This window comes from Selenomonas sp. oral taxon 126, assembly GCF_001683335.1.
In the GTDB taxonomy this organism is placed as follows: domain Bacteria; phylum Bacillota; class Negativicutes; order Selenomonadales; family Selenomonadaceae; genus Centipeda.
The window spans coordinates 634,185-652,949 of record NZ_CP016201.1 but is presented as its reverse complement, the minus strand read 5'-3'; the positions used below and the strand labels follow the sequence as shown (position 1 = coordinate 652,949).

18 protein-coding genes and 1 pseudogene are annotated in these 18,765 nt (G+C 60.0%); 17 read left to right on the top strand and 2 right to left on the bottom strand.

Going from position 1 to position 18,765, the window contains the following annotated elements; genetic code table 11:
• From AXF19_RS15000 to AXF19_RS02750, 3 genes are all read left to right on the top strand, one after another.
• Window positions 1-276 (top strand): DUF7788 domain-containing protein (locus AXF19_RS15000; RefSeq protein ID WP_237141668.1); only part of this gene is annotated, 276 nt, incomplete at its 5' end.
• A gap of 111 nt (window positions 277-387) precedes the next feature.
• Window positions 388-657, top strand: coding sequence for a type II toxin-antitoxin system RelB/DinJ family antitoxin (locus AXF19_RS02755; protein WP_066844715.1), 270 nt, complete (start codon window positions 388-390; stop codon window positions 655-657).
• Window positions 650-907, top strand: coding sequence for a Txe/YoeB family addiction module toxin (locus AXF19_RS02750; protein WP_066844712.1), 258 nt, complete (start codon window positions 650-652; stop codon window positions 905-907). The genes AXF19_RS02755 and AXF19_RS02750 overlap by 8 nt, the downstream gene beginning before the upstream one ends.
• Here the strand turns inward: AXF19_RS02750 and AXF19_RS02745 are convergent.
• Window positions 898-1,377 carry a methylated-DNA--[protein]-cysteine S-methyltransferase gene (locus tag AXF19_RS02745; protein ID WP_066844709.1) on the bottom strand — a complete coding sequence of 160 codons (480 nt, stop codon included), beginning with the start codon at window positions 1,375-1,377 and terminating at the stop codon, window positions 898-900. The genes AXF19_RS02750 and AXF19_RS02745 overlap by 10 nt on opposite strands.
• Before the next feature lie 126 nt (window positions 1,378-1,503).
• Between AXF19_RS02745 and AXF19_RS02740 the strand changes: the two genes are divergently transcribed.
• Window positions 1,504-1,716, top strand: a complete 213-nt coding sequence (locus AXF19_RS02740; protein WP_066844707.1) for a hypothetical protein — start codon at window positions 1,504-1,506, stop codon at window positions 1,714-1,716.
• A gap of 164 nt (window positions 1,717-1,880) precedes the next feature.
• On the opposite strand, the pseudogene AXF19_RS14995 reads toward AXF19_RS02740, so the two are convergent.
• A pseudogene (locus AXF19_RS14995) lies at window positions 1,881-1,988 on the bottom strand (secretion protein HlyD); the annotation flags it as partial.
• Window positions 1,989-2,192: 204 nt separating this feature from the next.
• Between AXF19_RS14995 and AXF19_RS02735 the strand changes: the two are divergent.
• From AXF19_RS02735 to AXF19_RS02675, 13 genes are all read left to right on the top strand, one after another.
• Entirely contained in the window at window positions 2,193-2,858 is a 666-nt protein-coding gene (locus tag AXF19_RS02735) for a vWA domain-containing protein (protein ID WP_066844705.1), read from the top strand.
• 141 nt (window positions 2,859-2,999) lie between these two features.
• Window positions 3,000-3,638 (top strand): hypothetical protein, encoded by a 639-nt coding sequence (locus tag AXF19_RS02730; protein WP_066844703.1) that lies wholly within the window; start codon window positions 3,000-3,002, stop codon window positions 3,636-3,638.
• Window positions 3,639-3,649: 11 nt separating this feature from the next.
• A complete protein-coding gene (locus AXF19_RS02725) occupies window positions 3,650-5,512 on the top strand; it encodes a GTPase (RefSeq protein ID WP_172837350.1) in 1,863 nt (620 codons plus the stop codon).
• Between the two features lie 34 nt (window positions 5,513-5,546).
• Window positions 5,547-7,232: a LeoA/HP0731 family dynamin-like GTPase gene (locus AXF19_RS02720; RefSeq protein ID WP_066844697.1), complete on the top strand. Its 1,686-nt coding sequence runs from the start codon at window positions 5,547-5,549 to the stop codon at window positions 7,230-7,232.
• 148 nt (window positions 7,233-7,380) lie between these two features.
• Window positions 7,381-8,118 carry a hypothetical protein gene (locus AXF19_RS02715; protein ID WP_066844694.1) on the top strand — a complete coding sequence of 246 codons (738 nt, stop codon included), beginning with the start codon at window positions 7,381-7,383 and terminating at the stop codon, window positions 8,116-8,118.
• A 192-nt stretch (window positions 8,119-8,310) separates the two neighbouring features.
• Entirely contained in the window at window positions 8,311-8,919 is a 609-nt protein-coding gene (locus AXF19_RS02710; RefSeq protein WP_066844691.1) for a hypothetical protein, read from the top strand.
• A 14-nt stretch (window positions 8,920-8,933) separates the two neighbouring features.
• Window positions 8,934-11,261 (top strand): dynamin family protein, encoded by a 2,328-nt coding sequence (locus AXF19_RS02705; RefSeq protein WP_066844688.1) that lies wholly within the window; start codon window positions 8,934-8,936, stop codon window positions 11,259-11,261.
• Window positions 11,258-13,588: a dynamin family protein gene (locus tag AXF19_RS02700; protein ID WP_066844686.1), complete on the top strand. Its 2,331-nt coding sequence runs from the start codon at window positions 11,258-11,260 to the stop codon at window positions 13,586-13,588. Before AXF19_RS02705 ends, AXF19_RS02700 begins: the two co-directional genes overlap by 4 nt.
• A 2-nt stretch (window positions 13,589-13,590) precedes the next feature.
• A complete protein-coding gene (locus AXF19_RS02695) occupies window positions 13,591-16,050 on the top strand; it encodes a dynamin family protein (protein WP_066844684.1) in 2,460 nt (819 codons plus the stop codon).
• The gene (locus AXF19_RS02690) at window positions 16,047-17,153 is read left to right on the top strand and encodes a hypothetical protein (protein WP_157092467.1); all 1,107 of its coding nucleotides are present in this window, start codon (window positions 16,047-16,049) and stop codon (window positions 17,151-17,153) included. Before AXF19_RS02695 ends, AXF19_RS02690 begins: the two co-directional genes overlap by 4 nt.
• On the top strand, window positions 17,150-18,109 hold the full coding sequence (locus AXF19_RS02685) for a hypothetical protein (protein ID WP_066844678.1): 960 nt from the start codon (window positions 17,150-17,152) through the stop codon (window positions 18,107-18,109). The genes AXF19_RS02690 and AXF19_RS02685 overlap by 4 nt, the downstream gene beginning before the upstream one ends.
• Window positions 18,106-18,354 (top strand): hypothetical protein, encoded by a 249-nt coding sequence (locus tag AXF19_RS02680; protein ID WP_066844677.1) that lies wholly within the window; start codon window positions 18,106-18,108, stop codon window positions 18,352-18,354. The genes AXF19_RS02685 and AXF19_RS02680 overlap by 4 nt, the downstream gene beginning before the upstream one ends.
• A 145-nt stretch (window positions 18,355-18,499) precedes the next feature.
• The gene (locus AXF19_RS02675; protein WP_066844675.1) at window positions 18,500-18,733 is read left to right on the top strand and encodes a molecular chaperone DnaJ; all 234 of its coding nucleotides are present in this window, start codon (window positions 18,500-18,502) and stop codon (window positions 18,731-18,733) included.
• The last annotated feature ends 32 nt before the right edge of the window (window positions 18,734-18,765 follow it).

The following is an 18,765-nucleotide window of genomic DNA, read 5'->3' as shown; positions in this document are numbered from 1 at the left end:
GAGTTCGATGCCTGTACCGTGGACGCAGACGTGACGAACTTTGAGCGGGCAAAGGAACTGTTCGCAGAGGCGGGCTATGCGCTGCCGCGCATCGTCTTCTGGAACGTCCAGAGCCGCAGCCGCCAGCAGCCCGTGCGGCAGAACGAACAGGGCGTTATGCTCGTCTCCGGCTGCAGCCCGAGTATCTTCTCCATGGTCGTTGATGGGCGCATTACCCCGTACGAGTATATGGAGCAGGTGCTGTGCGGCGAACGGTATGCGGCGATTGAGGTGTAGGCGCAAACAAAAACGCAGCTCCGCGAGGGGCTGCGTTTTCTTGTGTGGGGGAGAATTTTTGTGGTATAATGAATGCGGCATTTGGCAGATATATGATAGGAAGTGATACAGATGGCGCAGAATGTTATGGTGTGTATGGATGATGATTTGTCGATGCGTCTGCATGAGGTTTGTGACGAGATCGGGCTACCCATTTCCACCGCATTTCTGATTTTTGCAAAGCGCGTCGCACGAGATCGCAAAATCCCATTTGAACTCTCTGCGGAACCGGATCCGCTCTACTCGGAAAGCAATATGGCACATCTGCGTCGGGGAATTGCCCAGCTCAATGCCGGCAGGGGCGTGCAGCATGATTTGATTGAGGTCGCAGACAGTGAATAAGACATGGTCGGATGAGGCGTGGGAGGACTATATCGGCTGGCAGTCAGAGGACAAGAAGACGATGAAACGGATCAATCTCCTGCTCAAGGATGTGGAGCGGCATCCGTTTGACGGCGTTGGAAAACCGGAACCGCTCAAGGGCGAGCTCGGCGGATTTTGGAGCAGACGGATTGATGAGAAGAACCGCCTAATCTATCGTATTACGCCGAACGGCATGGAGATTCTTTCCTGCAAGGGGCATTATGAATAGCTTCCCTCCAGCCGTAGCAGGAAGTCCTTGCGCTCCATACCGCCCGCATAGCCCGTCAGACTGCCATCCGCGCCGATGACGCGGTGGCAGGGGATGAGGATGGAGATGGGGTTGCGTCCGACCGCGCCGCCGACCGCCTGTGCGGACATACGGCCGCCGCGTGTCTCTGCAAGCTGTGCGGCGATCCTGCCGTAGGTCGTCGTCTTTCCGTACGGAATCGTGCGCAGGATATCCCAGACCGCGTGCTGAAATGCTGTGCCCTTGGGCGCAAGCTGCGGCATGCAGTCCGGTACTTTGCCGCTGAAATACAGATCGAGCCATCGAAAGGTCTCCTCGAACACGGGGAGATCTTTTTGCATCCCTCGGATGCAGTCGCTTGTATCGTCAAAGTCAAGCGCGGTGAGCGCAGTCCCGTCGCTCGCAAGGAGCATCGTGCCGAGCGGTGAGTCGTACTGTGCGGTGTAGATCATAATGAGCCTCCTGTCATTTAGTATATGTTCATTATAGAGGAAAAAATCGCATATGACAGCCCCGTTTTCATGCACTTTTATCCAAAATGTGATATAGTGAAAAAAACATCGAGAGGAGCGAGCAGGATGGAACAGACGGCAATTACCGACGATATGGTCGTACAGCGCGCCCGTGCAGCCGTGCAGATCGCGCTCGAAAAAAACAAGGCGATGGGCGTCCCGAGCATCGTCTACGACCGCAAGACGCAGAAAATCTATGAACTGCGGAGTGACGGCACACGCATCCCTGTGGCAGAGCGTGCGTGGAAGGGGCGTTATGGTGAGCGCGAAGAAACCTGAGATTGTCGCTTACCCTACGACAACTCGGAGGCGCAGCCGTTCCGTATTTTCAAGAAACGCAAGACCGCGTATTTTTATGATGAATGCGATGATTGGCGGCGGAAAAACATCGAATTTCTGGTCGGGATTGCAGATATGGAGCGCAGGGCGCTGAACTGGCGTGGCTAAGGAAGCACTGATAAATTCAGCACCGCCATCTTAACGCATCTTTTTTGCCCGCACAACGCCTGCAAATCCTCCACATAGCCTCTGCTATGCGTCCGGTTTGCCTCCTAGTTCGGACGAAAAAATCTGCGCCAATCTGAGGGTCTATTTTATCAGCGATTCCCTAACACTTTCTCTACAGGGCGCGGACAAGATTGTCTGCGCCTTTTTCGTGCCGCAAATGTCGCCTGTCATGCGACCACGCCGCTCGCCCCTCCTGCTATACTCTGAACCATAGAAGAGCTCACAGATGTATAGAGGAGGAGATCATCATGGCAGAAGAAAAAGTACAGGGGCAGACGGATCTGGTGTTCATTCTGGATCGCAGCGGGTCGATGTCGGGGATGGAGAGCGATACGATCGGCGGGTTCAACGGCATGATCGGGCAGCACAGGGGCGAGGGGGTGGACGTGCTCGTCTCGACGGTACTCTTCGACCACGAGAACGAGGTCATCCACGACCGCGTGCGGATTGCGGACGTGCCCGTGCTCACGGACAAGGAGTACTACACGCGCGGCAGCACGGCGCTGCTCGATGCGATGGGCGGCGCGATTCACCACATCCGCAACGTCCACAAGTACGCACGCCCCGAGGATCGCCCCGCGCGCACGATGTTCATCATCACGACGGACGGCATGGAGAACGCGAGCACGCGGTATACGGCGGATCAGGTGCGAGCGATGGTGAAGCGGCAGGAAGCGGAGGGGTGGGAGTTCATCTTCCTCGGCGCGAACATCGACGCCGTGCAGGTCGCGGGCGGGCTCGGCATCCGCGCCGACAACGCCGTCGAGTTCGCCTGTGATGAGGCGGGCATCCGCGAGAACTTCAGCACGCTTGCGCACCTGACGAGCACATTTGTCGGAACGGGCATGATTCTCCCCGGGTGGCAGGCAAAGATCAGCAAGCATCTCGCGAAGAAGAGGAGCGGGCGCAGCTGAGGCAGGATGGATAAACAGGAGGGGGGCTTCACGGCGAGGCTCCCCTTTGTATATCCGATGCAACAAATGAAAACAAATCTCTTGCGGCGATGATTCGCATATGTTAAAATTTTGTGAAAAGAAAATGAAGGGGGAATGCCCATGCGTCCGCCGTATCAAAAACCACCTGCCGCCCTGATCGCAAAGATTCGCCGCTACATTGCGGAGCATCTGCAGGATGCCGCCGATCATCTCGCGGATGAGCCACATGAAATACTGCGCCGCACCCCGCCTCTTTTCGAGGGGGAACAGAGGCGCCGCGATCTGCACCACGGGCGTCCGCCGAAGGAGGCGGCACTTGGGGCAGGCGTAGCGGTATTTGGGATTTTGCCTCCCGGCATGGGCGAGCATCTGGGCAGCCTCTTTTCACGCCTCAAAAGCAAGCTCAACAAGGTGGACGAGACCTTCTCCGAGCGCCTCCTGCGCCTCATCGACGAGAGCGGCATGACCGACGTGGAGGCGTACAAGCGCGCAGGTGTTGACCGCAAGCTGTTCTCCAAGATCCGCAAGGACAAGCACTACCAGCCGGGATACCGCCTCGTCTACGCCTTCATCTTCGCCCTGCGGCTCAACATCGACACGGCGCGCGACCTCCTCGCGAGCGCGGGCTACACGATTTCGCACGCACGCCGGTTCGACATCATCATGGAGGTCTGCATCAAGGATGGCTGCAACATCGACACTGTGAACGACGTACTGTACGAGATGGGGCTGGAAGTGCTTTGTGGAGCGAAAAATTGAGGGTGATGACGATGAATGATCCACGCCAAAGCATATTGCAGACCTATGAACGCATTGAGGATCGGTTGACAGCACTGTCCATGAAACTCGACACCATCATTGACACAGAGATGAGCAACGTGCACAAACAGGAGATTCGTGCGCAGATTGCGCGGATGCAGCAGGACTTTCGTGCGGCGCGTTGGGCAGTTCCCGACCGGAACGAATGGTGCGTATGCAATGTCGCCTTCTTTGGTGAGACGACCGCCGGGAAGTCGACCCTGATCGAGGCACTGCGTCTGCATTGGGCTGACAATGCACAGAAATACACGGAGCAGTGGGGCTCGTCAATCGGAAGCGGAGCCGGGGATTGCACAAAGGAACCAATCGCCTATGATGTGCGGCTCGGCTCAGGTATCCTGCGTCTGATAGACCTTCCCGGGATCGAGGGCGTACTTGAGGAACAGAATCCGGAGTTCTCAACAAAGCTGGAAGATGCGCTGCGTACGGCAAATGTCATCCTCTACCTCGTGGGCAATGGGAAGAAGCCCGAGCGCGGTACGATAGCGAAGGTTGCTCAATATCTGCGGCAGGATGCGCGGGTCTATGCGGTCTACAATGTGCACTGTCCTGCCAAGGCAGAGCGCATCCCAGAGATCGATGGATCATATATAGACGAACTGTATGCAGAAATGAAGCACATTCAATGTGCGATGGAGGAACAGGCGCGAAAGATCCTCGCAGACCGGCTTGGGGAAAGTTTTGAAGATATCTATGTGATGAATGCCCACCTTGCGTTTATGGGAGCTGCGTACGATCCGCTGTTTGGCTTATCGGTGATTATGCCCGAGCGAAGCACACTGAGGCAGGAGCAGGAAAGCTATGCCCGTGAATTTGCGGGAGACACTGACGCGATGCGGGCATCCGCTCGTCTGGATATGATCGTCGACCTGCTTCAGGATCGGGCGGCGCGTATTCAGGAACTGCAGGCAGAACAGCAGACACAACGGATTCGGCGGCTGATCGACGGACTTTTTGGCTCTGCGGGAGCACTCTCCATATTGCAGTCCCTTGCAGAGCAGATGCAGAGGGAACAGTGTGAATATTACGGGGCACAGATCAATGTAAATGCGGCAACATTCCAGTTTGAGCAGCGCATCACAGCAATACCGAGGACAGTGGCTTCAAAGTTCCGTACGAAGTATCAGGATCTCATGTATGACTGTATTGAAAAGCATTGGGATGGAACGATTGACGAGCGTCGTGTCCGACAGTTCATGAAAGAACATGCGGAGGAAATGCGGGGCTTTGTCGCCGAGGCGGTTCAGCAAAAAATCAATGAGGCGCTCTCCCGCCTGATGGAGGAATATGAGGCTGTGTGGGCAGATTTCGAGCGCAAGGAGGCGATGGAGCAGACCCGTCTGCAAACCTTGGGGCTTCACTTTACGGGGAGCGGATTTCAGGCGCAGGGGCATGGACTCGGAACGTTTGTGATGAATGGGCTCGGTGCGGCAGTGGGTGGAGCAGCAATGCGAGAGATACTGTTCGCTGTGGCAAAAAAAGGTGGAGCAAATCTCCTGGCAGGGTTGGTCAAAGGTGGCATGGGACTCGGACCCTTCATTGCAATGAACGTTGGCTTTGAAGTGCTCAAGCACATCTTGGGGGCGGAGTCACAAACGTCCAAAGCAAAAGCCGCAGCATGCAAGTTCTTTGAGCGGCAGGAGACTGCCCTTGCGGACGACCTCTATCGCGTGTTGGACGAGCTTGATCTTGTGGGGCAGGTAAACAAATCCTATTATGATGTATTCACGAACATGGTGGAACGACAGGATCGGGCGTATCAGCAGATGATTGACGAGATCGAGGACTTGTCTGCGTTTTTCTGCTGGAGGTAATGTGTGCCGGGATGACAGTTAGGAGGAGATTCTCATGAGCATGACGGCAAAACACCGCTATGAGGCGGTCTTGCGCAAATTGAAGGAACTTTCCGCATGCGGCGGGGCGTGCGTGGAGGATTGTGAACAGATCGAGAAAAAGCTGGCAGAGCTTGCGGATGAAACAGTCTCAATCGCATTGGTGGGTGCATTCTCCGACGGCAAGACGAGCGTCATCGCGGGGCTGGCGGATGAGACGCTCGATGGAATGGAGATTGCGATTGATGAGGCGACAGACGGGATTCATGTCTATGAGCCGCATGCAGCGAAGATGCCCTGCCGCATGGTTGATACACCCGGACTCTTCGGGGAGAAGGGCAAAGAAATGGAGGGCGGCTTTCGGCGCTTCGAGGAGATCACGCACGGCTACCTCAAAGAGGCACATGTGATCCTCTATGTCGTTGAGAGCGAGAACCCCCTCAAGAACAGTCATAAGGAACTCTTGTGGCATTTGCTGCGAACGCTTGGCAAGGCAGACCGCACGATCTTCGTCATCAATCGGATGGACGAGGTCGTTGATGTCACCAATGTGGAAGCCTATGCAGAGATGGCAGAGATCAAGAAGAACACCGTGCGCATGAGGCTGCAGGAGCTGATCGGTCTGTCGATGGAGGAGGTCGGTCGGGCGCGCATTGTCTGTGTGGCGGCGGATCCCGGACGCAAGGGCATGGCGGTCTGGAAGGAGCATAGGGATGTGTATGCGAAACGCTCCCATATGGATGACCTGAGGACGGCTGTCTCGGAATTTCTTGCGGCGCATTCTGCCGAGCGTCTGCTCGATGCCGCTGCGCTGGAAACGGCGTACACCGTATTGCGGGAGAATGTGGAGAAGGTACAGCGCCGCTGCAACGACTTTGCGCGCAATGCCGTCCCGCAGCTGGAAGAGAGCATTCGCCGCCAGAAGAGTGAAAAGGAACGGATTGAGAAATGTGCGGAGCAGGCTGCGCGGGACTGTGATGAGGAACTGGCAGATCTCCGCTGTGCGCTCATCAGCAAGATCAACGGGCTGACACAAGAGAATATCGTGAAATTCATCGACATCGAGTTCGGGCAGATGAATGGGGCGATCGGACATGCCTTTACGCGTACGCTGCAGGGCATCTTGAAGAAGCACTTTTCAGGGATCGGGGCAAAGGTGTCTCCCATGTTTGATCGTATCGAAAAGGAGTACGGCACGCAGACGGGGCTCTATACTGCTTACGTAAATCCCCTGCGCGAATGGATCCCTTGCGTTTCCGACACACAGCTCGTGGAGCGGGTGAAGAAGATGCTTCTTGATGGTGGGGAACTGCTGGGCGGGCTTGGTGTTGACTTCAAGATCGACACTGCTGTTGAAACGAGGATTGCCGATATCGCCAAATTCGCGCCCGCGCTGACCGCATTCGCCCGGGCAGGGATGATGGTCTATGAGTTGTATTCTGCACGGCAAAAGCGGGAGGCCTTCAAGGCGATGCAGAAGGAACTCAAAGAGTTTGTTGAAAAGGCAATCGATGAGGAGCGGGGCACAATCATAAATGGCGGAGATGGATTCTACCGGAAATACGGGGTGCCGCTTTCGGAAATCAATCAATTTATCAACGAAGGAGCAGCGCAGCTTGAGGCGGTGAAGATGGAGATGAACGCGCTTGCCGCATGGAAGAGCGAGGCGGAGGATCTGCTGCGGCAGATGCAGACCGCATAATTTGTGCGTGAAATGCCGGGCGTGGACGCTTTCCGTCCATGCCTTTTGTGTGCTGCAAATGTCGCCTGTCATGCGACCACGCCGTCCGCCTATCCTGCTATACTCTGAACCATCGAAAAGGTCATACAGCATAGAGGAGGAAAACATCATGGCAGAGGCAAAGACAAACGGACAGACGGAGCTGGTATTCCTCATGGACGTCAGCGAGCCCATGGCGGACTTTGCGTCCGATATCATCGCCGGGTTCAACGGCATGATTGCACGGCTCAGAGAGGAGAGGTCGGATATCCTTGTCACTACCTGGCAGTTCGCTGATTTTTGCTTGTACGTTGATGAACGTGTGCCGATCACCGCGGACTCTGTACGCATGGAACAGGACTTCTTTGAGCGCCTCCGTATCATGCGGGAGCAGATGGCACGCCAAGCTGCTCCCGCGCCCATCACACAAGAGGACGGCAAGCCCGGTAGAAGGGTGCTGATCAATGCGATCGGCGGTGTTGTCTGCCGCGCTAGGTACGTGTACAAGCATTATCCCGAGAACCCCGCGCGTACGATGGTCGTCATCATCACGGGCGGAGCGGATAACGCGAGCCTGTACTACTGGACGCCTGACCGACTGCGGGATCTGGTAGAGCGGCAGGAAAAGGAGGCGGGCTGGGAGTTTATCCTCCTCGGTGCGAACATCGACGCGGAGCGGGTCGCAGGAGACATCGGCATTCCCGTCGAGAACGCCGCCCAGTTCGCCTGTGACGCGGTGGGCGTGCGCGAGAACTTCGCGTCGCTCGGTGCGATGATCCTGGAGTTTTCCGCGACGGGTGTTGCTCTGCCGACATGGTCGCAGAAGATCAGCGAGCATCTCGCGCAGAGCAAGGACAGGCGCAGCTGAACGGGAACGAAAAGCCTCCCCTGCCAAGGCGGGGGAGGTGGCAAGCGGAGTGAGCCGGTGAGACGTTTGCAGCGATAGAGCAAACATGACCAGGACGGTTGTATCTGCGGCAAATAAATGAAAACAAATCTCTTGCGTGGATGATTCATATCTGTTAAAATTTTATGAAAAGAAACTGAGAGGGGAATGCCTATGTTACCGCCGCATCAAACTCCATCCGCCGACCTCCTTGAACGGATTCGCCGCTATATTGCCGCGCATTTGCAGGATTCCTCCGACATCATTGAGGAAGCAAAGCGTAAGCTGCCGCGTCCCGTACCGCGTCCCTTCGAGGGCGAGCGCGAACGTCACGGCCTTGCGCGCGATCCCGGTGTACATGAAGAGCCACTCGTATGCGGCGTCACTCTTCCCCGTCCGCGCGCTGGTCTGGACGGGATTCTCTCGCGTCTGAGGAGCAAACTCGACAAGCCGAAAGAAACCTTCTCCGAGCGACTCCTGCGCCTCATCGACGAGAGCGGCATGACCGATGTAGAGGTGTACAAGCGTGCGGGGATTGACCGCAAACTGTTCTCCAAGATCCGTACCGACAAGAACTATCATCCGAAAATTCGCGTCGTCTACGCATTCATCTTCGTCCTGCGGCTGAACCTCGACGACGCGAGAGACCTCCTCACGAGCGCGGGCTACAGCATCTCGCCTGCGCACGAATACGACCTTGCCATGCAGTACTGCATCGAGGAGGGCTTTGACATCGACACCGTGAACGAGATCCTGTATGCGCTCGGGATGGATGTGCTGTGAGGAGGTTTTATTTTATGGATGCGTGTACACCGATACAGACAAAAATTCTCTCCTTATTGGAAGACCTTGAAAAAGAGGAGTCGCTCCAATCGGTGGAAGGATTTGCTGCAGAATTGGAACTGCTGAAAGAACGAATGCAGGACGACGTGTTCCGCATTGCCGTGGTCGGTGAGTTCAGTTCGGGAAAGTCCACCTTTATCAACGCTCTGCTCGGCAGGGATGTTCTGAGCCATGCCTCGAAGGAAACAACAGCGGTACTTACGCAGGTTGTCAACGTGGCATCGGATGATCCACGCGTTGGCACGGGACTTGTTCGCCACAAGGATGGCACAGAGCAGGAAATCCGCACGGATGAGTTACGGGAGTATACTACGACCGTGAGCGAGCGACACGCGGTAGCTCAGGAGATTGCATCTGTTGATATATATACGCCATTGCTCCACGCAGAACGTCCTCTTATGCTGATCGACACGCCGGGGCTGAACGGCGTTGCCTCGGGGCATCTCGACCAGACCATACGTGTGGTTCAGGAGGCGCACGCCTGCATCTACCTCCTCCAGCACCGCGGGCTGACGAAGGAGGATCTCGCCTTCCTGCGCGGCTATCTCGTGCCATGCCAGCAGAACTTCATCTTCGTACAGAACTTCATTGACGCATTCCGCCCGCACGAAGGCGAGAGCGTGGAGCAGCGGCTTCCCATGCTCGAAAGGACGCTGCGGGAAGAAGTCTTTGCGGGCAGCGAGAGCCATACGTTCTGTGTCTGCGGCGTCTCAGCGCTCAAGGAACTTGCAGGGCAGGATCGCAGCATCACGTATCTCTATGAAGACAGCACGGATGAGCTGGATGACGGGGCGCGCGCACAGCTGCGCGAGGAGTCGAACTTTGCGAGTTTCCGCGCACTGATGGAGGAGAACTTTAATGAACGCCGCCTTGCGGAGATCCAGTATCGTGGAACGGCAAATGCCATCCTCGGATGGGCGCGGTCGCTGCTGGAGCGCATCGCACGCCGTGCCGAGGAGGCGCGCAGCGTATTCGAACTCAGCAGGGAGCATCGTGCTATCGAGCGGCTGACGCAGCTGCAGGAAAAGTTGAAGGAGATGCGCGCAAAAAACTGCGAGGCAATCGACGGACTCATCGCACGCAAGGTCAATGAGTCGGTCAAGGAACTTGGGACGCTCCTGGAGCGATGTGGACAGCGGGCGGAGCAGGAGGTCAGGGCGTGTGTGGATGCTTGCCGTACGCCGGACGATATCCAGCGCAGGAAGGAGGAGGTCCCCGTCTCCGTAGCGCGCATCCTGAATGCCACGCAGCAGGAGATCCGGGGAACGCTGCAGGACTCCATGCAGCTCCTGCACGAGATGATCGTGGAGCGCATCGAGGAGTACAGCGGCATCGGACGCCTTGCGGGCGAGGTTCGGACCGTGGCGGCGGGAGACCTGCCCGCGCTCGCACAGATGCGTGCAGACCACGGCACGGATGTCGAGGCGCGCACGGCGCGCATTGCCGAGAAGCGGGCACAGGAGGAACAGGTGGCGCGTCAGCTGGCGCAGACCAATCGGGCGGCATCGGAGGCAGAACGAGATGTGCGGCACTGGGCGGATGCGGCGAGCGAGGCATACAGGACGCAGCGCAGCATACAGGATGAGATGCGCCGCATGGGCAGCCGCCCCGCCGTGCGCGTCTGGCAGGAAGAGCATGTTGTCAAGAGAACCAGTCTGTTAGGAAGATTCCTCGATTTTTTCTCGACCAAGACCGAGGTCCGCACCATGCGCGACGACAGCGCGCAGCGGGACTGGGATGCGCGGTACAAGGCGCTGCAGGCGAAGCAGAACACGTATGCAGCGCGCCGTGACGACCTCCTGGCGCGCAAGGCGAAGAGCGAGCGCAAGCTCCGCAGCTATCAGGGCGATGCCGAGGCCGATGCAGCGCGGATCCGCCGCCTGGAGCAGAGTATCCGCGAGGATGAGGCACTCCTGGAGGCAGAGCGGCGCAAGCGTGAGACGCAGCAGAAGCACGCGATGCAGGCGTATCTGGCGGAGTGCAGGAGGCACATCTGCAACTGGGTGCATACGCATCTGTACGGTGCAGATGGCACAGACGGTGCGGAGGGCGAGCTGGGGCGTCTCGAGGAAGCGTGGCGGAAGCAGCTCCGCGCGGTGCAGGAGGAGATGCAGGATCGTGCGCACCGCCTGTACGATGAGGCGGAGGCGCAGAAGCTGGCGCAGCTGGAACAGGCAAAGCAGGACAAGGCACCCGCACTGCAGCGCGAGCTAGAGGCTCTGACACGGGCGGACGCCCTGCTGCAGCAGGGGATACGGAAGATGGAGGGGGATCTCACATGAGGAAAGAGGAATATCTGGCACAGCACGGCGCGCGCAAGGAAAAGCTCCTCGCACTGCTGGATGACGCGCAGAAGTTCATGGTGGTGCAGGAGAAGCCGGAGGATGCAGCCGCGCTGCAGAAACTGGGGCAGAACATCGAGGAGGGGCTGTTCAGCATCGTCCTGATCGGCGCGTTCAGCGCGGGCAAGTCCACCTTCCTGAACGCGCTCATGCACAAGCGCATCCTGCCGTCGTATACGCGCGAGACGACTGCCGCCGTCAACTTCCTGCGGCACGCGTCCAAAGCGCCGCACGGGGAGCCGGGAATCGTCTACTACCGCGATGGGAGCACGGAGGTGTTGCCCGACCTCAGTGTCGATACGCTCACGCAGTACGTGACGGTCGGCACGGGGACGGAGCGGAACCACGTCCCCGAGACGACGGAGCGCGTGGATCTCTTCCTCGAGAGCAGGTTCCTCGAGGATGGCGTGATGCTCATCGACAGCCCGGGGCTGAACGGCATCACGGAGAACCTCGAATCCATCACGCGCCAGCAGATCAAGGAGTCACACGCCTCCATCTTCATGTTCAGCGCAGGTCAGCCAGGCTCCAAGACGGACTTCGAGATCCTGCGCGACCTGCGCGCGCAGTGCGGGCGGATCTTCATCGTACTGAACAAGATCGACGACATCAAGTCGGGCGAGAAGGAGACCGTGGAGGGCGTCGTCGCTCATCTGAAGGAGAGCTATGCCGAGCAGTTCGCAGGCGCGCCCCTTCCTGAAATCTATCCCATTTCCTCCTATCAGGCACTCCTCGCACGCGATCCCGAGGGACTGGGACAGGCGGGGACGGATGCAGCAGAGCGCGCCCGTCTGGAGGAGGGATCGCGTCTGCCCGCATTCGAGGATCGTCTCTTCCGCTACCTTGTCGAGGGCGAGAAGGCGCAGGAGGCGTTCAGTGCGCCCGTCCACACGCTGCGCGCCATGCTCGGGAGTATGTGCAGCGAGCTGGACGCACGCATCGAGATCCTGTGTGCAGAGCGCAGCCCCGATGAGCTGATCGCACAGCAGGGCGCGATAGAGGACAAGATCGGGGAGCTGCGGCAGGAGCGGGAGGCACTGTGGCAGCCCCTCAGGACCCGATTCCAGAGCGTCATGCGCGACATCTATGACCGTATGAGCGGCTACAGTGCGGGATTCGTGGAGCGCGTCGTCTCGGAGGCGGAGCTCATCGAGGACGTGGAGGATCTGCGCGAGTATGCTGCCGGCCTTGAGGACAGGATCACGGGCGAGCACCGCCGCCGCCTGCAGCGGATGGATGACGAGCTGCGCGAGGAACTCGCGATGGTGGCGGACGAGATCAGCGGGCAGGCACTCGAGGGGCTGAGCGAGGCGGTCTCGTCGATTCCCGGGGCTGCACTGGGGCTTTCCGCCCGCACGTTCCAGATGACCGAGATGGAGGTCGGCAGCAGGCTGGAGGCGGATGAGAAGGCGTTTGCCGAAAAGCGCAGGGAGATGCAGGCTCTCGAGGATGAGATGCAGCGGAAGGAAATGGACAAGATCGCCGCACGCCGCATGGAGCGCCGGCGCGACGAGATCAAGCAGGAGCAGCGGGAGCTGGCGCAGCGGTACATGAACATCGAGGACTCCTTCACCATCCCGGCGGTCGACCGGTATGAGGTTCCCGTGATAGGCGTGAGAGATCGGCGCGGTTTTTTTGGCAAGATCGGGAACTTCCTCTTTGGCGGCAGGGAATATCAGACCGTCGAGGTGAAGACGGACAGCTCGGCACGGGATGAGGCGCTGCGCCTGCGTGACGGACGGCTGGACGGCATCGCTGCAGAGCGGGCGCAGCTTCAGAAGGAGATGCGGGAGTATCAGGAGCCGGCGGTGGGCAGCGAGGAGCTGGACTACGAGATCAAGGCTGCGCATCAGCGGATGCAGCGGCTTCAGAAGGAGTACAAAGATGCCCTGCAGAAGCATACGGAGCGGATCGAGAAGGAAGCCGCCCGTGCGATGAAGGGGATGCGGCGCGAGATCCGCTGCTACGCCGAGGAGCGCGGCGAGGAGTTCGAGCGTGCCGCACGCTCCGGCCTGCAGGCGGTGAAGCAAAAATCCTACGAGGCGGTGCGCGGCATGGTGACTGTGCGCATCGAGGATGAGATCCGTCGCTGCGAGGAGCGTCTTGCCCGTCTCATCGCTGACAGCGAGGCGTCGGATGCAGAGCGCGACCAGAAGCTGCAGCTGGCACAGGAGGCGCGTGCGGAGGCGGATGCGCTCATCGCGCGCAGCGAGGCGTTCGCACGGGAGATCGCAGACAAGATGCAGGATGTCATCGAGGAGGTATAGCCATGTTGGACGAACAGCTTTTTTCCCTGCTGGACGATGGGCTCGGCGCGCTCGGCTGGGCGCAGGAGCGGGCAGCGCTGGCTGCGTGCAGGGAGCGCTATGAGGCGGGGCAGTACTTCGTCGCGTTCATCGGGCAGTACTCGGCGGGCAAGTCCTATCTGATCAACAACCTCCTCGGGCGCGACCTCCTGCCGCAGGGGCGTGTGGAGACGACGCCGCTCCTGACCTACATCCGCTACGGGGCGGAGGAGGGGGCGCGTCTCTGCTATCTCGACGGGCGCACGGAGGAGGTCCCCCTGTCCGAGGTGCGCACGATCATCCAGAACGGGGACGGCGGCAGATGGGGCCTCGCAGCGGTGGAGCACATGGAGATCTCCATCGCGTCGGACCTCCTGCGGCAGGGCATGATCCTGCTCGATACGCCGGGCGTCAACACGGTGATCGAGCGGCATGAGCGGCTTCTCGCACAGTCCCTCGCGCTTGCCTCGAGCATCCTCTATGTCACCCATGGCACGCCCTCCGCCGTGGATATGGACAAGCTGGAGCTGCTGGCGCACGGCGGAGGCCCGCTTTCCTTCGTGCGCACGCACTGCGATGAGATCAACGAGGCGGAGGAGCGCTATGCGGATGTCGTCGCGGCAGAGGAGAGAATCCTTGTAGACTTTGGCATCATGGAACGGCTGGACGAGCGTTTCTATATCTCCAATCTGCCCGACTCGCCGTATTTCTCTGGGATTGCATCAATCCGCGCCATGCTGGAGGAAAAGGGGGCGGATGTGCGCGCGTCCCTCGCAGAGGATACGGCGCGGCGTCTGCACGTCATGGCGCACGCGGTCGTGGAGGCGCTCGGAGCGCAGGAGGAGATACTCGTTGCGGGAGAAGAGGAGCGTGCGGCAGAGATCCGGCAGCGTCAGGAGGTGCTGGAACGCGAGGCGCGCCGTCTGGAGACGCTCCTGAATGAGCGGCAGGAGCATCTGCGGAAGGAGGCGGACGCCTGTCAGAAGGAGATCGTGCGCGACCTGCGGCAGTATATCGGCGATGCTGCAGAGCGCGCTGCGGAGCACATCGCCGCGACGGGGGCAGAGGTGCGGACGGACGAGCAGATGCGCGCGGCACTGCAGCGCGAGATGCAGCAGATCCTGCGCAGCGCCTATGAGCGGATTGGGCATCATGTCGATCCGCTGCTCCGAGGGGTGAACGCCGGCGAGATCCCCACCGAGATGGCACTGCCCGCACTGGAGCTGCCCGCAACGGAGCACTATGCGGCGCTCGTCGAGGAGCAGGACAGCAGGCGTGACGACCTGCAGCGCCAGCTCGCCCACCTGCAGGCGAATCGGGCGGCGCTGGAGGAGGAGCTGGCTCAGTACGATCCGGCGGAGCTGTCAGCACTCGACGAGGAACTGCAGGGTCTGGAACGGGAGATCGCCGCCGCATGCGATGAATATCAGGAGCTGGGGAGCTACCGTCCGCAGATGGTCGTCGCCGAGGAGGCAGATACGAGCGGGGCGGAGATCGGCAGGAGGATCGGGAACATCCTCGACTGGGCGATGATCCTGGTCCCGGTAGCTGGGGAGGCGAAAGGGGCAACCACAGCCCTCGCGAATGCACCGAAGGCAGCGGGCGCGCTTGCCAAGGTCGCGCCGATGACGGCGAAGGTCAGCGCAGTGCTGTCGAAGGGGCAGCCTGTGGCAAAGGCGGTGATCGATGTCGCGAAGATCCGCAGGGTGGGGGCCGCTGCCGTGAAGACCGTCGGACAGGCTGCCCGCATGGCGAAGGAGGGCGCGAAGGCGGCTCTGACGGCGGAAGAGGTGAAGGCGGGCGGCATCAAGGTCCTTCAGAAGTACAAGGAGCTGAAGGACCTTGCAGAGGGCGCGAACGCACCGGCATCGCTTCTTTCTTGGCTCACCTTGGAGTACTGGGGGGAGCAGATCGGCAGGCAGTTCGACCACCCGCCGCGCTACAGGGAGAACCTCGCCTATCGTGCGGAGTTCCAGGCGAACAAGCGGCGGCTCGAACAGGAGATGCGGCGGAAGAAGGAGGCACTCTACCGCATCCAGCTCGAACGCGGCAGATATGCGGACGAGCGGCAGAGGAAGCAGGCGCTGCGCGAGAGTCTGGAGATCGACGCGCAGGAGCTGGAGCGCGAGATAGAGGCGCGGGCGCAGGAGTGGCACGTAGCGGCGGAAAAGAAGGTGCGGCAGGAGTGGAAGCGCGCGTGCGCGAAATACTGTCGGGAGCAGCTGAAGAAGCATCTCGCGCAGGCGCTGGAGGAGCATCTCGCCGACCTCTCCGCGCGCCTGACGGCGTATCAGGCATCGCGCTTCCTCCCGCTGGAGGAGCGTCTGCGCGCGCAGCGGGACGCGTGTGACGCGCTCCTGAAGATGCCGCCGGGGGAGGCGGAGGAAAAGCTGCGCCGCATTAGGCACATCAGGGACGCACTGCAGAAGGCGATGGAGGCATGATGGAACCTGCTCTCCTGCTCCATACGCAGTGGGCACTGGCGGGCGACCGCTCGCGCTATCGCTTTGCGGCGGCACTGGCGGAACGCCCCGCCGGATCATGGGACGCAAAGGAGGCGGTCTGGCTCGCGGGGGAGGCATCCGCGCCCGAGGATACGTCTGCCGTGTTCGTGCAGAGCCGCAATGTGCCGCCGGGCATCCGACTCTGCCTCCTGCCTGACAGCACGGCGGTCTGGAACGTCCAGCTGGCAGGATTCCGATGCTGCATCGTATTCGAGGAGTTCCCGTGGCAGAAGGAGTCCACCGAGATGCTGCTGCGCGCATGGCGGTCGATGCCGTCCCGCCCCGCATTGACCCTCGTGCTGATGCGTCAGGAGCATCGCGCGGGCAGCACCGATCTGGACAGCATCGACGCGACGTTGGAGGAGGCGCGCAGAGCGTATGCGGCGCAGGGCATTCCCGTCCTCGTCGAGGGCAGCGGGCAGCTCCTTGATGTCTTCTCGATGAGGGATTCCGTCATACAGAAATACAGGGAGGATCTGCGCGGCCAGCTCGTCACCCTGCGCGACCGCATCGAGGACTTTTCCGACTACTACTGCAAGGAGGAGTTTCCTGTCCATCGCACGGCGGCACGCGGCTGTCTGGGGATGGGGGCGAAGGACGAGATCATCTCGTATGCAGTGGCGCGCGCGAGCGGCGAGACGTGCCTCTGGGCGGCGTGGAACAAGGCAGCGCTCGGACTCCTCTTCGCGGCGGGACGCCCCGGCAATATGTGCGAGGTGCTGCGCGCCTATGAGGACATCCTCCGGGCGACGCAGCTGCCCGCCTTTGCAGAGATGGATGTCCCCGCTGCGTGCATACAGCTCGAAGCCGCGCTGAAAGCCGCGTTCCTTTCGCATATGGTAGTCCCGCCCGCCTATGACAGGCGCATCTCGTGGGACGAGGTGCGGAGCGCGGGGGCGTATGCAGGGTTGCTGCGCAATCGGAAGGGCGAGCATATCGCATATTGGAAGAAATACAAGGAGTTCCTGGCAGAAGTGGTCGAATCCGTCTGCATGGAGCGGCTGGATGGATATTACAGGCATTGGGAGGGGATGATTTCGTGAGTGGGGGCGGAACGCTGTTTTCCTTTACATTCTTTGCCGTCGCAGCATTCTTCTGTGCCGGCGCTTACTATCTCGTGACGGGGGTCACGGGCGCGCTGCTTGCGATGCTCGGCATCGGGATCTCGGCGGCGGCGCTCTTTCATCGCGCGTGGCAGCAGCATCTGTCTGTACGCACGGAGACCGAGGGCGGACGTGACGCGCAGACACGCGAGATCCTGCGGGAGGTGTGCAGCCTCGTGCAGCAGTGCAGGGAGGAGCAGGAGCGCGGGACGCGCCATATCGCGGATGAGGTTCGCGCCCTGCATGAAGGTATCGACCTCGTGGCGGCGTACCGAAGGGAGTCCCTTGCCGCCCATGAGGAGGCGGCAGTGGGGCAGAGGTCGCTGCTGGCGGAGATCCGGCAGGGCATCTCGCAGCCGCTCGGCATACTGGCGGAGAATCAGCGCGCTGTCATTGAGAAGATCGGGACGCTCGCGGCAGTCCGGCAGGGATGCACCGAGAAGCTAGCGGAGAATCAGTGTGTCGTCATCGAGAAGATCGGGATGCTCACGGCGACTCAGCAGGGATGTGCTGAGAAGCTGGCAGAGCTGGCGGAGCTCGGCGTAGAGATGCTGACCGCCTGTGACCGCGATGCCGCACTGGCGGAGAAGGGAAATGAGCATCTCTCGAACATGGAGCGAGGGCAGATGAAGAGGGGCGAGCTCACCGTCAAGCTGGACGATCTCGATGGACAGCTGAGAGGCCTCCGCCACTCTGCAGATCATCTGGAAGGAATGCTGGATGAGATCCAGCAGCCGATCATGGAGCTGGGAGAGAACCTCTCTGGCTCTCTGCAGGCGGTGATGCAGGAGATCAAGGCACAGCACAAGGCACAGCAGACGGCGATGGAGCAGTATAAATCGATGACGGCAAAGGATGTGCAGATACTCGAGCAGTTGGCAAAGGCAGTGAAATGACGACATATCAAATCCTGCAGGAAGCCGTCCTCTACGGACTGCTGCAGAAGCTCGAACAGAGACATCTGACGAAGGACCTCGTCTGCCGTGCCATCCTTGCGGGCGACCGGCGGAGAATCCGCATGTTCGAGCGCATGGAAGCCGTCGGGCACGCCATGCTCACCGCCCTGCGCTTTCATGATTATCGGCGAGCTGTGCGCTATCTGCTCGTCTTCGAGAAGCTGTGCAGACGAACAGGGGACTGAATGAGAAAAAACATTGGCGTGGACGCTTTCCGTCCATGCCTTTTGTTATACTTACAACAAAGAAGCGAAATGTCGCCCGCGAGGCGACCTGTGGGGGCGGGGGATTTGCTAGAATAGGGACACAAAGGAAGAGGAGGCGAGGAAAATGAGCATTTTGAAGAATTTGCAGCGCGCACTCCGCACGGTGCGCCCGCCGTGCAGGAGCTGTCCCTATCGGCTCGGCATTGTGAAGTTCGTGCAGAGCCCGTGCCCCATGTGCATTGCGAGCGGCTACAGCACGTATGACAATCTCACGCGTCCGCAGGTGAACTTCCCCGGCATCTGGAAGGCGGGGATGCGCAGGGACGGTGCGGACGACGGGCGGCTGTTCCGCAGGTAGGGAGCTGAGTGATGAAGCTGCTGGATGGAGTT